We start from the raw sequence: 16,300 nt of genomic DNA on the forward strand, positions 1-16,300 counted from the left end.
GGTATGAACGTAGTAAAAACGAGTCATCTAACAAAAACTTATGGTGAAGGGGAAAACCAAGTTCATGCAGTTGATAATGTCAATTTGGTGATCGAGGACAAAGAGTTTGTAACGATTGTTGGTACCTCGGGATCAGGAAAGAGTACATTGTTGAATCTATTGGGAGGCTTGGATCGACCAACGACAGGGAAAATTGAAGTTTCAGGAAAGCAATTAGAAAATTTAAGCGAAGAGGAACTGACGATTTTTAGAAGAAGAAATGTCGGATTTGTTTTCCAACAGTATAATCTAGTACCGATTTTAAGTGTGTACGAGAACATCGTTTTGCCGATTCAATTAGATGGGAATACAGTCGATGAAGAGTTTGTCGAAGAAGTCATTGGAACGTTAGGGTTAAAAGGAAGAGAAAACAGCTTGCCCGCAATGCTCTCAGGCGGACAACAGCAGCGGGTTGCGATTGCCAGAGCATTGGCTGCAAAACCGGCAATCATACTTGCAGATGAACCCACAGGAAATTTAGATAGTAAAAGCAGCCAAGATGTTCTGGGTTTGTTAAAGCAATCGGCAAAAAAGTTTAATCAAACAGTCATAATGATTACTCATAATGATCAGATTGCACAATTGGCCGATCGAGTTATTCGTATTGAAGATGGAAAATTATTTGATATACGTGTAACAGGCGGTGATTGGTCATGAAAGAACAACGGCAGGCGATTCACAATTTATGGATAAACAGTTTTAGGAATAATCGGAGACGAAATCTTTTTGTTATCTTAGCACTTGCATTGACCACCTTGTTGATTACATCGGTCATTGGATTAGGGATGAGTTTTATTGAAGCTAGTAATAAGCAAACCGTCCAAAGAGTGGGAACAGTAGCTGATGCAAATCTCAATGATCTGACAAAAAGGCAGGTTCAACTTTTAAAAAAAGATCCTTCTATCGAAATAATCGGAACACAGCAGACGGTTGGTGCGGTTGATAGTCAGCGATTAAAGAATAAAAAAGTTCAAATGGCATTACATTGGTATAGCAAGGACGAATGGAACGGACTTAGAAAAGAGGCCATCAATAATTTTACTGGCAAGTTCCCAGAGAAGGATAACGAGCTGATGGCACCGCTGGCTGCGTTAAAAGAGCTGGGAATAACGCAACCGAAAATTGGTCAAAAAATTTCTTTGCCGTGTCAGATAGATGGCAAAATGTATCAAAAGGAATTTGTTTTATCAGGATATTATAAAGAATATGTGATTGCGCGTGTAGTTGATTTTAGTTATGTTTTAGTTTCAAAGTCGTTTGCCGACAAGTATGGGACAGCAGTCAACAGCAAAACCTATTCGATTAAATATAAAGACAGCAACAATCTTGGAAAACAAAACAAGGCTCTCGCAAAAAAATTAAAGCTGACCGAAATGCAAGAAATAAAAACGACGTTGAGAGAATCCTCGCAAAGTGCAACGTCAGTTATTATCGGAGTAGGGATGTTTTTGGCGATCATTCTAATCTCTGGAGGTTTGCTGATCTATAATGTTCTGTACATTTCAATTGCCAATGATATTCGTTTTTATGGATTATTAAAGGCCTTGGGTACCACAAAGAAACAGCTCAGGAAAATTATCTTTAATCAATCATTGCTTTTATCTGCTGTTGGTATTCCTTCTGGATTAATTATTGGATTTGCTATTTCGCACGTTTTGATTCCTGTAGTCATGAAGGCAACGAATTTTTCAGAAGCCGTAGTGGTTTCGACACGACCACTGATTTATCTGGGTGCGGGATTATTCGCATTGTTAGTGATGCTCTTAAGCTCGATTAAACCAGCAAATTACGCAGTCAGGGTCTCACCAGTATCAGCCATCAATTTTACAGAGTCAAAAGTGAGAAAAGGTGATGTTCGCTCACGCAATGGCGGTAAATTATATTTAATGGCTTGGCGAAACATCTTTCGTGATAGAAAACGTGCATTAGTAGTTATCATTTCCATGACATTAGGGATTACTTCTTTTGTAGCGGTCAATTCAATTGTTAAGAGTATGGATTTTGAGAAATTCGTACTAAGCGAAATGGATTATGATATTGTGATCAGCCCAAGCTACACTCAATTCGAGAAAGACTCATCTGAATCAAAAATGTTGGAAAAGCAGCATGTAAGTCAACGTTTAGCCCAGCTGGCAAAGGAAAACGATAATATTACCTCAGCAAAATTATATTTTTCAGCGCCTGTTTCGGTCACTTATGACAAGCAAAAATTTTCGAATTATATTCGGTCCTATAATCAATTTTTCAAGTATTCCAAGATTAACGAGAAGCAGATTGATCCGAATAATTTTAACGGTGAAGTAATCAGCATTGATTCAGATGAATTAGAAAAGTTGCTCACAAAAAAAGACCAAAAATCGTTTGATAAACCAGCATTTGAGAACGGAAAGATTGCTTTTGTGCAATCTTATCAACCAAAAGATTTTGCAAATGTTTCGGATTTACAATTTACTACTAGCGACAAGCAGAAGCATCAAATCAAAATCGGTGGTTTTATCCCCAATGACTATTTGGAATTTCAGACTCGCGGAGCACCACCGATGTTTGTATCAAAGCAGTATCTAGACAAAATTGCACCGGATGCAGGAATTTGGAATGCTTATTTCAATTTGAAAGATAAGAATGCTGATCGAGTCTCTGAACAGTTCCAACAATTTATTGATGAACAATCGGTCTATAAAATAATGACAAAATTAGAAATGAAAAAACGAGCGGTTGAAGAAATCAGTACCATGAGAATGCTAGGGAATACTTTGGCTCTAATTTTGGCATTGATCGGGTTATTAAATTTCGTCAATATTATCACCACGAGTATTTTAGCCAGAAAACAAGAATTGGCGACCTTAGAAAGCATCGGTATGACTCGCAAGCAAACGAATAAGGTGTTGATGTTTGAGGGTGGGTATTATGCACTGATTGTTAGCGGGTTAGTAATGACTTTTGGATTAGGTGTCACGTACATTCTATTTTCAATCGTTAAAAAGTCAGCAACTTATGCTAGTTTTAATTTTCCCATAGTAGAAATCGGAATATCCTTAATATTAATGCTCGCAATCTGTCTTTTAACACCTTATCTGGTAATGAGGTCATCTAGTAAACACAGTTTAGCTGAGCGAATCAAAGAATAATTCTTTTTTCTTGATTTCCAGTTAGTTTTAGGTAAAATATGAAATTAACTCAGCTGAGTTGTTAAACTATAAGTAAGAATAAAAGATTGGATGTGTAATCTATGGGACATTTGCCACCTTTAAAATTTTCTTTGAACGATAGTGTACAATTTAGAATTGCGAATGATATTTTGACTGGCGTAATTGAGTTTGCAGATTTTGCTCATTCTCCTAGAAGAGCGTACCATTCTTACAGTATTTTTGTTGAGGAGCGCGGTTGTTCTTTTGCTCATGTCCCAGAGTATGACGTTTTGGAAAAAAATTAATATAAGAGTAGTAGAGCCTGATGAAGGGATCGTTGAGATCTGATTCATCGGGTTTTTTATTCTTTTTAGATGTATCTAATATCACCTCTTAATCTGTATAAAACAGAATAATTTATTGACGATAATTATCATTGTGTTAGAGTTCTTTTTTATAATTGGAGTCAGTTGCTAGTATTCTCAAAGGGAATTTGTGATAATGAATAAAAAAATGGAAGAGGTGTTGATGTTGAAAGACGGGGTTTATTGGGCTGAGAAATTACGAAATAAAGAAATAAGTTTTCAAGAATTACTGGAAGCTTTTGAAGAAAAGGCACGAAAACAAAATCCAATGTTAAATGCTTTCGTTACTATGATGGATCAAGATGCACTCGCAGAATATCAAAAACAAGAAGATTTATTGAACCGTCCTTTCGCGGGTCTGCCGATCCCGTTAAAAATGTTAGGACAAGAAAAAAAGAATTGGTTGAGTACTTCGGGGTCTAAATTATTTTTGGAGCACCGTGCCAGTCGTAACAGTAACTTTACTAATCGACTAATAACAAACGGTTTGATTCCATTCGCTCAAACCAATGCACCAGAATTTGGATTTAAAAATGTTACGGATGCACAAATATATGGTCCGGCAAAAAATCCTTGGAACCTTGATTATTTTTCCGGCGGATCTAGTGGTGGTGCTGCCAGCGCTGTAGCTTCAGGAATTGTTCCAATAGCGGGAGCAAGCGATGGCGGCGGCTCAATTCGAATTCCAGCATCGTTTTGCGGACTAATCGGTTTGAAACCGACTCGGGGAGCAATGCCTGTAGGGCCGAGCGGTTGGCGGGGCTGGCAAGGAGCGGCGATTGATTTTGCCTTGACCGTCTCAATGCGTGATACGGAGAGACTCTTTTATGGGATGCGAGGCATTGATAGTGCGGCACCGTATCAGGCCCCAAAAACAGAATGGCAGCATACTAAGGCCGCTCAACAAGAGAAATTGAAAATAGCAGTAATCATTGATTCTCCAATTAATTCAAAAGTTACTCCGGAAGCAATCAAGGCAGTGGAGAAGGCGTGCGACTTTTTATCAGAGCAGGGACATCAAGTAGAATTGATTTCTTATCCAGTTGATGGAAAAGCACTGATAGCTAGTTACTATTTAATGAATGGTGCGGAAACTGCTGCGATGTTTGCGGGAATAGAACAGGGACTAAACAGACCTGTAGAAAAGAACGATATGGAGTTAATGACATGGGGAATCTATCAATATGGTAAAAAAGTTCCAGCCAGCCATTTTGTCAACGCATTAAATCTCTGGGATCAAGCAGCTTTTAAAATGGAAACCTTGCTTACAGAGTATGATTTGTTGCTGACGCCAACCGCAGCAGCAACTGCTCCTAAGATAAATGATGATTTACAAAGTGATGAAATCCGTGATGCTTTGGAAGCTTCCGCATTATTATCAGAAAACGAACTGCTTCATTTGATTGATCAAATGTTTGAACGAAGTTTGCAGATTACGCCATACACGCAGTTGGCTAATTTGACGGGCCAGCCAGCCATTAGCTTACCAACATATCTTGCAAAGACAGGTCTGCCGCTAGGAATTCAGTTTACAGCGGCACGTGGAAGAGAAGACTTGCTCCTGCAAATAGGAAAATTATTTGAAAAAAGTTATGGGTTCAAACTGCCAGAGTATTATCAATAAAATATGAATAATCTTTACTAAAAGAACCATAAAAATTGACTATCAATTTTTATGGTTCTTTTGGTACACTTGAAGGAGTAAATGAAAACGTTTCGATAAGAGGGAGAGTAGGAAAATGATTTTATTGAGGGCACAGAGAGTAATCCTTGGTGACGGAAAAACCATCATTGAGAATGGTGGGGTCGTATACGCTAAGGACACGATTTTAGCTGTAGGAAATGCGGAGGAACTATTTAAGGAGTTCCCACAGGCAGAGATTCGTGATTATGGTGATGGAACAATTTTGCCGGGGTTAATGGATGCCCATATCCATCTGGGCTATTATTGGACACAACCCGATTTACATCGGTACAACGATTTTATGATTGCATATTACGCACAAAAACAGGCGGAAACATGTCTTGCAAAAGGAGTGACAACGATTCGTGATTGCTGCGGACCTCGATTTCTTTTGGAAACGCTGCGGCTAGCTGCAGAAAAAGGGTTTGTTAGGGCACCGAGAATTCTGCATACGGATCGCGGCATCTGTATTACTGGGGGGCATGGTCATGAGGATGGAATTGAAGAAGTTGATGGTGTAGAAAATATACGTCACACAGTTCGTCGACAAAAGAAAGACGGTGCTGATTGGATCAAACTATTAACGACTAATCGCGATGATATTTGTGAGTTCACTCAAGAGGAGTTGAACGCAGGCGTAGAGGAGACTCATCGTCTCGGAATGAAGTGTGTTGTACATTCGGGAACTCAACCAGGGATTCAAATGTGCATCGATGCTGGTTTTGATACAATTGAGCATGGTAACTTCTTAACAGTAGAACAAGGAGAACAAATGGCGAAAAATCATCAATCTTGGACGCCGACGATGTTTGCGTATCATTTCCTAGCTGAATACAATCAAAAAGTTCAAGAAGTTGGAATAGATCATTCCAATCAATCTACCGAAACCTATTCCCATCATTTAGATTTCTTTGAAAGTTCTGTTGAAGCTTATTCGCAAAACTTCAAAGCAATTTATGATAAAGGTGTAACTATTTTGGCGGGAACAGACATGGTTATGCTAGAAGCACCAAGTGTACCAATAGTGGAAGAATTAGAATTGATGGTGCGTTATGGACTAACACCAGTTGAAGCAATCCAAACTGCGACACAAAATCCTGCTAAGGTCTTTGAGTTATCGGAAGTTACTGGGGAGTTAAAAGCGGGATTGCAAGCGGATATTTTGATTGTCGAGGGTGACGCGACTAAAAATATTGAAGCATTGCGTGATGTTAAGCAGGTTTTCTTAGCCGGCGTGGAAATATAGACAAACTCCCCACCATGATGACCATTTTGGTGGGGAGTTATTGGTTAAACCATTTTTTGTGCTTTCTCAGTATTAGCAAAGTGTAGTTTGACATATTTCTTTAATAAGTCGATTCCACCTTGACGGAGTAATTTTGCTGCAAGCTCATCAGAGGGTTTGCCTGCACCAGAAGGAACTTTCCTCCCTAGTTCCAGAGAAGCTTTATCCAGTTCTTCAAGAAAACTTGCTCGACTGATAATTGAAGCTGCTGCAACAGAAAGATGGTATTGTTCTCCTTTGGTAACGAAATAAATTTTCTCTTCAACCCATTGCGGTTCTTGTTTAACATACTTCATGTAATTAGCTTCTGAAGTGAATTGATCGATCAAAATCGCATCTGGTTTCGTTGGAGCAATTTGTTCTAACAATAAACGGATCGCTTGGTTATGCAGAGCGACTTTCATGCGAACAGCATTATACTTCGGCTGAATCTCATTGTACTTCTCTGGGTTAACAACCAGCAACCGATAAGGAATTAGTTCTTTGATCGTGATTGACATTTTACGGATTTGATCGTCTGTCAGCATCTTCGAATCCTTTACACCAAGCTGTTTTAACACGGCAAGCTGTTCTTTGTCCGCATAGGCCGCGCAGACACATAGCGGACCAAAGTAGCTGCCATTACCAACTTCATCGCTACCGAGAACGGAAAGCGAGGCAAAGTTTTTGGGTAAATTGCTGCTTTTTTTTGCGGGCGAACCAGTTGCATTTCCCCAGCGAGCGGCTTCTTGTTCCGCATTGTTTCCCTGAAACAAAACCTTGCCTGAAGTATAGGCCGTTATGCTTATGCCATTTTTTTTGGCGGAAAAATCACTGTAAGGAACCTTTTTGTTTAATAAATAATCTGTATAGTAGGTTTTCAGTTTTTGAATCTCGCTTTTGGATAGTTTTAATACAGCTGAACTCATAATTTTTTCTCTTTTCTTTAAGTTAATTCGCGATAATTGATGAAAGTTGTACATATGATGGGTTTTAGCATATAATATATTAGTATTTTTGTTACCAGAACATTAAAAAAATCGATTTAGGAAGGTTGATCAGTATGGCGCAAAATCGCTATAAGGCAATCGTTGCCGGTCAGACTTATACTATCATTGGACAAGAATCCAAGCAACATATGGATATGGTTACTGCTTTAGTCAATGAACAGTTAAATGAAATTATGTCTTTATCGCCTGGAATCACACAAGAAAAGGCTGCGATGTTGTTGGCAATTAATGCAGTCTCAGATCAATTAAAAAGACAAGAGGCGCTAATGCAGTTAGAAAAACAGCAATTCACACTTGATGGGCAGGCTGCTCACAATTTAGAATTAGAGAATCGCATAAAGAAAATTGAAGCAATTGAAGCCGAAGCAAAAGAAATCATGCGAAAAAACGGAAAAGAAAATGTTCCGATTCGGAATCATGTAGAAGCGCAACAAATCGTCAACGAAAACCGTAAACGTGAGATTCAAAAAAGAGCGGCAAATAAATAAGTGAGGGATACTATGTTGACATTGGTAATTTTATTTGCACTATTGCTATCTTTTTATGTGGGTTATCGACGTGGTGCGGCCTATCAGATAGTATTTTCGATCGGGTATCTAGTATCATTTATCGTTGCGAGAATGTTTTATCAAAGATTGGGCTCGCAATTAGATTTATTTGTACCATACCCATCCGTTACAAGCGAGTCTAAAATGGTCTACTACTCTGTTGAGCAAGCTTTTAATCTGGACAAGGCTTTTTATGCAGGCGTAGCTTTTGTTATGATCTTAGTAGTTGGCTGGCTGGCAACACACATCATCGCAATATTTTTCAAAGATTTACTATTTAAAGTAATAATTCCGCAATATGATGGGATTGTCGCTGGTATTTTACAATTAATCATATGTTATGTTGTCATCTTTTTGCTTTTAAAACTGGTTAGCTTTGTACCCATGGCAGTGGTTCAAAATCAGTTGAGCAATAGTTGGCCTGCACGTTTTGTGATTGAGCATTCTCTATTTTTAAGTTCTCAGTTTAACAATTTATGGGTTACAAAAATTATTGGATAAAGTAAAAAAACCGGGACGCTGTTTGACAGGTTTCGGTTTATTTATGTATAGAAGGTGAAAAAATGAATGAACGCATTCTAAAAACTTTAGAGTTTGAAGAAGTAAAAAAAATGATTTATCAATATTTAACAACCGAACAGGGGGAAGAAGAGCTTCGCCAATTGGTTCCTTCTAGCGATCGGAAAACCGTTCAGTCATGGCTTGAGGAAACCGAGGATGGGATGAAGGTTCAGCGTCTGCGCGGCGGCTTGCCAATCCCCAAATTAAATAATATTAAGGCGCATATGAAACGAATTGAAATTGGCGCAAATTTGAATGGTTTAGAACTTGCAGAAGTTTCTAGAGTGCTTTCGACGACTAGTGAGTTAGTCCGCTTTATTGATGATTTAAAAGATAGTGAGTTGGATTTTCTGCGAATCTATTTTTGGGAAGACCAGTTAACAACACTGCCCGAGTTAAGCGGAAAATTACGTAGATCGGTGGAGGAAGATGGTCGTATACGCGATGAAGCTTCTTTAGAATTACGCACAATTCGTAGTCAAATTCGACGAAGCGAGCAAACGATTCGTGAACAATTGGATGGTTTGATACGAGGCAAGAATACAAAATATCTAAGTGATACATTAATTACGATGCGAAATGATCGCTACGTAATTCCTGTGAAACAAGAATATCGCGGTGTCTTTGGCGGAGTAGTGCATGATCAAAGCGCTTCTGGACAAACCTTATTTATGGAGCCGAAACAAATCGTTGAACTAAATAATCGGCTGCGTCAACAGCAGATTGCTGAACGAACGGAGATTGAGCGGATTTTAGCAGAATTATCAGCTGAACTGGTGGCTCCTCGCAAAGATATTTTACACAACGCTTATGTATTGGGGCGTTTTGATTTAATGAATGCAAAAGCACGCTTTTCAAAAGCCTTGAAAGCAATTGTGCCAGTGATCAATCAGGAAAATCATGTGTACTTCAAGCAGGCTCGCCATCCATTATTGGATCAAGAAAAAGCGGTAGCAAATGATCTTATGATTGGTCAAGATTTTCAGGCGGTTGTTATTACCGGACCGAATACTGGTGGTAAAACTATTTCCTTGAAAACACTAGGGCTTTTACAATTGATGGGACAAGCAGGCCTACCGCTGCCTGTCGCTGAAGAGAGCGAAATGGGAATCTTTGATGAGGTTTTCGCAGATATCGGGGATGAGCAGTCTATCGAACAAAGCTTATCAACATTCTCTTCTCATATGACTAATATTGTCTCAATCTTAGATAAAATCGATGAGCACAGTCTAGTTCTATTTGATGAACTTGGTGCTGGGACCGATCCGCAAGAGGGTGCGGCACTAGCGATTGCGATTTTGGATGCAGTTGGGGCGAAGTCTTCATATGTCATGGCAACAACCCATTATCCTGAATTAAAGATATACGGTTATAATCGGTCTAATACGATTAATGCCAGCATGGAATTTGATGTAGATACGTTAAGTCCAACCTATCGTTTATTATTCGGGGTTCCAGGACGCAGTAATGCTTTTGAAATCTCTCGACGACTCGGTCTGGATTCAATGGTGATAGAAAATGCTAAGCAGATCATCGATGAAGAAAGTCAAGATTTGAATGAAATGATTTCCGATCTGGAAAATCAACGAAAGGCAACAGAGACAGAGTATTTAGAGATACGCCATTATGTGGCTGAATCAGAAAAACTGTATCGCGATTTAAAAAATGCCTATAGTTACTTTTTCGATGAACGGGAAAATGAAATTGAAAAAGCTCGTAAAGAAGCCAACAAAATTGTTGGCGAGGCGGAAGAAAATGCCGAAAAAATCATCAAAGAAATCCGTCAAATGCAACTAGATGGACAGGGAAATGTGAAGGAACATCAATTAATTGATGCGAAAACACAATTAGCTGATTTAAAACAAGACGAACATCTGAAGAAAAACAAGGTATTGCAAAAAGCAAAGGCTAAAAAGGTATTTAAGCAAAATGATGAAGTCATCGTAGAAACGTATGGTCAACGTGGGACTTTAATTCAAAAAGTTGGCGACAACGAATGGCAAGTTCAATTAGGTATATTGAAGATGACCGTTTCGGAAGAGGATATGACACTGACTACACCAATTGAAGAGCCAAAACAACGAGTGATCACTGGTGTACAGCGAGGAGCTAGCGCTCGTGTGAAACCAGAACTAGACTTACGTGGCAAACGTTATGAAGAGGCGCTTGCTGAAGTTGACCAATATATCGATGCAGCGTTACTCGCAAACTTTGCACAAGTTCGAATTATTCATGGTAAAGGGACAGGCGCATTGCGCAAAGGTATCACTGATTATTTGAAAAATAATCGCAATGTCAAAAGTTTTGAATTTGCTCCTGCAAATCAAGGCGGTAGCGGTGCAACAGTGGTAACTTTTAAATAGTTTACAAGTGTAAGCAGAAGAGTGGCGTAGAGAAAGCGACCGTGATATACTACTTTTAGTAAGAAAAAAGGATGTTTAATTCAAAGCATCCGAGTTATATAGGAGGAATTCAAATGTCACAAGTAGTTACTGATAAAACTTTTAATGATGAAACAGATAACGGTCTTGTTTTGATCGACTTTTGGGCAACTTGGTGTGGTCCTTGTCGGATGCAAGCTCCGATCTTAGAACAACTATCCGAGGAGTATGACGAAGATGAATTCAGAGTCGTAAAAATGGATGTGGATGAAAATCCAGAAACGCCAGCATCTTTCGGTATCATGAGCATTCCAACACTCGTTTTGAAAAAAGACGGACAAGTTGTTGATAAAGTTATTGGTGTTCATACTAAAGACCAATTAAACGAGCTTATCCAAGCTCACATGTAAGATCTTGAGCTGGACTTTATGTCCAGCTTTTTTGTCAGTTTAACTTTATTTGTTCTAGCTAGGAAGATAATTATTGATTTTAAAGTTAGCTGTGATTTCAAGTTTGAAGGGAAACAACTTATGAACGAGCGAATCAAAAACAAATTAGCACTTTTACCAGATCAACCGGGCTGTTACCTAATGAAGGATAAAAATGGCACGATTATTTATGTTGGTAAAGCCAAAATTTTAAAAAATAGGGTACGATCTTACTTTACTGGGAGTCATAATACGAAGACAGAGCGATTAGTCAGTGAAATCGTGGATTTTGAATATATCGTGACGGAATCCAACATTGAAGCATTGCTGCTTGAGATAAACTTGATCAAAAAAAATGATCCTAAGTATAATATCATGTTGAAGGATGACAAGACCTATCCATTTCTTAAGATTACGAATGAAAAGTATCCACGCTTAATGATTACAAGAAAAGTTTTAAAAGATAAAGCTCATTACTTTGGGCCATATCCTGATGTGAACGCTGCTAATGAAACCAAAAAACTGCTGGATCGATTGTTTCCGTTGCGGAAGTGCAAACCATCACAAAAAACGCCGTGTCTTTATTATCATTTAGGACAATGTCTATGTCCTTATGCTTTTCATGTTGATCCACAGGTCTATAAAGACATGGTGGAAGAGATCAAGCGATTTTTAAATGGTGGGCATACCGAGATTCAAAGACAGCTGAAAGAAAAAATGAATCAGGCCGCCGCAGATATGGAATTTGAAAAGGCGGCGGAGTATCGTGATCAAATCAAGGCGATTGAAACAGTCATGACAAAACAGAAGATGACTAACACTGATTTGATCGATCGCGATATTTTTGGTTATGCGACAGAAAAAGGTTGGATGTGTGTCCAAGTCTTTTTTGTACGTCAAGGAAAGTTGATTGAACGAGATGTGTCGATGTTTCCATTCTATAATGATGCGCAAGAAGATTTTTTGACCTATATTGGACAGTTTTACCAAGAAAATGAACATTTTATCCCTAAAGAAGTTTTGATTCCTGATAATATTGATAAGCCTAGTGTCGAAGCGATGTTAGAAACAAAAGTTCTACAGCCGCAACGTGGTGAAAAGAAAAAGCTTGTTAAATTAGCTGGAAAAAATGCCCATGTTGCTTTAAATGAGAAATTTGATTTAATAGGTCGTAGTGAAGCGCGAACGATTGGTGCGGTAGAAAAGTTAGGGGATGCTATGAATATCCCTGCACCGATTCGGATCGAAGCATTTGATAATTCTAATATTATGGGAACTGACCCAGTATCTGCGATGGTTGTATTCATTGATGGAAAGCCGGCGAAGAAGGAATACCGTAAATATAAAATAAAGACTGTCAAAGGTCCGGACGACTATGCTTCAATGCGTGAAGTTATTTATCGCCGATATTCTCGGGTATTAAAGGAAGGATTGCCCTTCCCAGATTTGATTGTGATCGATGGTGGGAAAGGTCAAGTCGATGTTGCAAGGGACGTATTAGCGAATCAACTTGGAATCGATATTCCGATAGCCGGTTTGGCGAAGGATGATAAACATAAAACGAGCGAGTTACTTTATGGACCTGAGTTAAATGTTGTTCCGTTAGAACGCAATTCACAAGAATTTTTCTTGTTGCAGCGGATTCAAGATGAGGTCCATCGTTTTGCGATTACATTTCATCGTCAGTTACGGAGTAAAAATAGTTTTGCTTCGAAGTTGGATAATATTGAGGGCTTAGGACCAAAACGTAAAAAAATGTTGCTGAAGGAATTTAAGTCATTGAAGAATATTCAAGCAGCATCGATTGAAGAATTGCAAAAAGTTGGATTGCCAAAAACGGTGGCAGAAAGCACACATAATCAGTTGAAGAAAAAATAATGTATAGCACCCTTTACATAAATTGTAAAGGGTGCTATACTTTTTTTGTAAATGTAAAGGGCACTATACATAAAAGAGGTGATCGTTTGCAAAATCGAATTCAAAAATTACGTAAAGAACGTAAGCTGACCCAAAGCGAATTGGCAAATGACTTGGAAGTGACACGTCAAACAATTATTTCATTGGAGAGTGGACGCTACAATGCTTCGTTGATCCTCGCTCACAAAATTGCTCGTCTTTTTGATTTGACGATTGAGGATATTTTTATTTTTGATGATGAGGAGGAAGAGTGATGGAGAAACTTTCGAAAGCGGATCGCGATTATCGTGAGAAGTTGAAAAAAAAGAATAGAAACTGTTTAGTATCAATAGTATTTTTGCTCATATGTGCAGGAATTCTTTTCGTTGGTACAAATTGGTATGATTTAAAAATAGATGACCATGCGTTAGGTTTCTTGACAGGATTCTTCAGCTCAATTTGTTTAGCAATTATTGTTGTCGTTTTTAGGAATCATCGTATTATGAATAATCCAAAATTATTAAAGGCTCAACGAATCGCTCGAATGGATGAACGCAATCTGGAAATTGCAAGTAAGACGATACAATTTTCCGCTTATATGATGGTTATTGTATTGGTGATTTTAAGTACCGTCGGTAGTTTTATTTCAAGAATTCTGATGCTAACCGCAACTGGTTTGCTTTATGTATTTCTAATTAGTTTTTTAATTAGTTATTTATATTACAAAAGGAAATTATAAGGAGTGAGAAGATGTTACAGGTTGAAAAATTAAGTAAGAGTTTCGGTTCGTACAAAGCCTTGGATGATATGACTTTTACGATTGAAGATGGGAAAATTTTAGGGTTGATTGGTCAAAATGGTGCGGGTAAAACGACAACGTTTCGATTAATCTTAGACTTCTTATCGAAAGATTCAGGCAGTGTCTTATGGGATGGACATACACTCTCAGGTAAGGACTATAATACGATTGGCTATCTACCGGAAGAAAGAGGGTTGTATCCGAAGGTAACAATCGAGAATCAATTGCTTTTCTTTGCTTCTTTACGAGGAAAGAGTAAACAAGAAATCGCACCGAAAATCGATGAGTGGATGGAGAAATTCCAAGTCAAAGGAAAGAAAACAGATAAAGTGAAATCACTTTCTAAAGGGAATCAACAAAAGGTTCAATTAATATCTACATTGATTCACGAACCGAAGCTGGTTATTTTGGATGAACCATTCAGTGGGTTAGATCCGGTCAATGCGGAGTTGTTAAAAAACGGAATTATTGAGTTAAAGGAGAAAGGGTCGTGTGTCATTTTTTCTAGCCACAACATGGATAATGTTGAGAAGATCTGCGATCATTTAATAATGTTGCGAAATGGCGAAACGGTTTTGAATGGCAAGGTCCACGAAATTCGTGAATCATTTGGCCGCAGTAAATTGTATTTAGATTCGCATTTGACGAAACAAGAATTAGAAGCCTTTGCTGGTGTCCATACAGTGACTCAAAAAGAGGACGGCAGCTTCGATATCACCTTGGAAGATCCAGCTGCAGGACAAGAAATATTTGTTCAAGCTACCAAAGATGGCTACATTCCGATGTTCAATCAACAACCGCCAACACTAGAAGAAATCTTCAAATGGAAAGCAGGTGCTGTAAATGAGTAAAATGGGTATTATTATTAAGGATGTATATAAAAAGAATGTAAAATCTACAGCATTTTTGATCATGATTTTAGCACCATTTTTACTTATGGGGATTTTCTACTTGTCACAACATTTCTTCGGTGATGCAAATGATATCAATAAAATTGGTATTGTAAGTGATCAACCAGCAGTAGCAGAACAGTTAGCTAAAACTAAAAATAAGGACTATAGCTTTAAAGTGGTCGCTAGTGATAAGAAGGCCCAAAAGCAGTTAGAAGATAAAAAGATTGATGCCTATTTGGATTTAAAAATGGGTGAAGAACAAGTTTCAGGTAAATTATATAGTAAAGCCTCTTTAGGAACTTCAACGGAAACTCAATTACAGCAAATTCTGAGTTCAATGCAAGCAACTATTCGTGCTAATCAGTTGAATCTAACTCCAGCACAAGTTCAAAAAGTCATGGAGCCGGCAAAATTTGAATCAACTAAAGTAACCTTTGAGAAGGGAAAAATGGAGAGTGACGACGGAGATTCGGGCACTCAGTTTATTCTAAGCTTTTTGACAACAATAATCATGTTTGTATTTATTATCAGCTACTCTTCAATCATCGCACAAGAGATTGCGTCGGAAAAAGGAACGCGAATCATGGAAGTATTGCTTTCAAGTATGAAAGCTAAGACTCATTATTATGGGAAATTATTGGGTGTCTTGCTAGTGGCACTGACTCAATTATTGATTTATGGAGTTGCATTGGTCTTCGGTTATCGACAATTCAAAGATATGCCGATGGTAAAAGACCTCATTAATAATGTATCGATTAAGACTTTATTAGGTAGTAGTGCACTGGTTATTATCGCTTTCATGTTAGTGGGATTATTTTTATATGCAGTACTTTCAGCATTGTGCGGCTCTTTGGTCAGCAAACCGGAAGATACAGCTAAAGCGATTCAGCCAGTAATGTACTTGTCTATGATTGGATACATGTTGGGCTTAATTTTAGGAACTTCTGATCCGACAAATGTGATTATCAAAGTCACTTCGTACATCCCTTTCTTATCGTCATATAGTATGCCATTGCGTCTAGCGTCAAATACGGCAGCACTTTCTAGTGCATTCGTATCATTAGGAATTCTAGTACTGTTTACGATTTTATTAACAGTTTTCTCAGCTCAACTATATAAATCCAATGTTTTGGTATATAGCGAAGGCGGAACCTTCAGTGCCTTAAAACAATCGATTTCTATTATGCAAAATGATCGTAAAAAGAAATAAATAAATCAGTTGTTCTCGAAATCAAGATCTCCTATAACGAAATTGTCGGATATACTGTCAAGATATTCGATGATTTAGTAGAATTAGTATATAG

Annotated in this window: 14 protein-coding genes; 13 read left to right on the forward strand and 1 reads right to left on the reverse strand. The window is 38.2% G+C overall.

The features are described from left to right. Nucleotides 1-3 precede the first annotated feature (3 nt). The 4 genes from PGP85_RS18905 to PGP85_RS18920 all read left to right on the forward strand — a co-directional run bounded on the left by PGP85_RS18905 (nucleotide 4) and on the right by PGP85_RS18920 (nucleotide 6,462). A complete protein-coding gene (locus tag PGP85_RS18905; RefSeq protein WP_010739591.1) occupies nucleotides 4-696 on the forward strand; it encodes an ABC transporter ATP-binding protein in 693 nt (230 codons plus the stop codon). Next, nucleotides 693-3,167, forward strand: coding sequence for an ABC transporter permease (locus PGP85_RS18910; protein WP_270328870.1), 2,475 nt, complete (start codon nucleotides 693-695; stop codon nucleotides 3,165-3,167). Before PGP85_RS18905 ends, PGP85_RS18910 begins: the two co-directional genes overlap by 4 nt. Before the next feature lie 531 nt (nucleotides 3,168-3,698). After that, nucleotides 3,699-5,156 (forward strand): amidase, encoded by a 1,458-nt coding sequence (locus PGP85_RS18915; RefSeq protein WP_081631758.1) that lies wholly within the window; start codon nucleotides 3,699-3,701, stop codon nucleotides 5,154-5,156. Between the two features lie 115 nt (nucleotides 5,157-5,271). Then, on the forward strand, nucleotides 5,272-6,462 hold the full coding sequence (locus PGP85_RS18920) for an amidohydrolase family protein (protein ID WP_010739586.1): 1,191 nt from the start codon (nucleotides 5,272-5,274) through the stop codon (nucleotides 6,460-6,462). A 44-nt stretch (nucleotides 6,463-6,506) separates the two neighbouring features. Here PGP85_RS18920 and rnhC read toward each other — a convergent pair whose 3' ends face one another. Then, nucleotides 6,507-7,409, reverse strand: coding sequence for a ribonuclease HIII (gene rnhC, locus PGP85_RS18925; protein ID WP_010739585.1), 903 nt, complete (start codon nucleotides 7,407-7,409; stop codon nucleotides 6,507-6,509). Between the two features lie 134 nt (nucleotides 7,410-7,543). Here rnhC and zapA point away from each other — a divergent pair, with 134 nt between their 5' ends. The 9 genes from zapA (at nucleotide 7,544) to PGP85_RS18970 (ending at nucleotide 16,206) form a co-directional block, all read left to right on the forward strand. Then, nucleotides 7,544-7,978: a cell division protein ZapA gene (zapA, locus tag PGP85_RS18930; RefSeq protein ID WP_090407062.1), complete on the forward strand. Its 435-nt coding sequence runs from the start codon at nucleotides 7,544-7,546 to the stop codon at nucleotides 7,976-7,978. Between the two features lie 12 nt (nucleotides 7,979-7,990). Continuing rightward, nucleotides 7,991-8,539, forward strand: coding sequence for a CvpA family protein (locus tag PGP85_RS18935; RefSeq protein WP_010739583.1), 549 nt, complete (start codon nucleotides 7,991-7,993; stop codon nucleotides 8,537-8,539). A 62-nt stretch (nucleotides 8,540-8,601) separates the two neighbouring features. Beyond that, nucleotides 8,602-10,962: an endonuclease MutS2 gene (locus PGP85_RS18940; RefSeq protein ID WP_270328871.1), complete on the forward strand. Its 2,361-nt coding sequence runs from the start codon at nucleotides 8,602-8,604 to the stop codon at nucleotides 10,960-10,962. A gap of 113 nt (nucleotides 10,963-11,075) precedes the next feature. Next, complete coding sequence (trxA, locus tag PGP85_RS18945; protein ID WP_010739581.1) at nucleotides 11,076-11,390, forward strand: thioredoxin; 315 nt, start codon at nucleotides 11,076-11,078, stop codon at nucleotides 11,388-11,390. 120 nt (nucleotides 11,391-11,510) lie between these two features. Beyond that, on the forward strand, nucleotides 11,511-13,286 hold the full coding sequence (uvrC, locus tag PGP85_RS18950; RefSeq protein WP_270328872.1) for an excinuclease ABC subunit UvrC: 1,776 nt from the start codon (nucleotides 11,511-11,513) through the stop codon (nucleotides 13,284-13,286). A gap of 86 nt (nucleotides 13,287-13,372) precedes the next feature. After that, nucleotides 13,373-13,579, forward strand: a complete 207-nt coding sequence (locus PGP85_RS18955; RefSeq protein WP_034708308.1) for a helix-turn-helix transcriptional regulator — start codon at nucleotides 13,373-13,375, stop codon at nucleotides 13,577-13,579. Further along, on the forward strand, nucleotides 13,579-14,043 hold the full coding sequence (locus tag PGP85_RS18960) for a hypothetical protein (protein ID WP_270328873.1): 465 nt from the start codon (nucleotides 13,579-13,581) through the stop codon (nucleotides 14,041-14,043). Before PGP85_RS18955 ends, PGP85_RS18960 begins: the two co-directional genes overlap by 1 nt. Before the next feature lie 11 nt (nucleotides 14,044-14,054). Further along, entirely contained in the window at nucleotides 14,055-14,954 is a 900-nt protein-coding gene (locus tag PGP85_RS18965) for an ABC transporter ATP-binding protein (protein WP_010739577.1), read from the forward strand. After that, nucleotides 14,947-16,206, forward strand: coding sequence for an ABC transporter permease (locus tag PGP85_RS18970; protein ID WP_010739576.1), 1,260 nt, complete (start codon nucleotides 14,947-14,949; stop codon nucleotides 16,204-16,206). The genes PGP85_RS18965 and PGP85_RS18970 overlap by 8 nt, the downstream gene beginning before the upstream one ends. The last annotated feature ends 94 nt before the right edge of the window (nucleotides 16,207-16,300 follow it).

This window comes from Enterococcus malodoratus (genome assembly GCF_027659535.1).
GTDB lineage: Bacteria > Bacillota > Bacilli > Lactobacillales > Enterococcaceae > Enterococcus_A > Enterococcus_A malodoratus.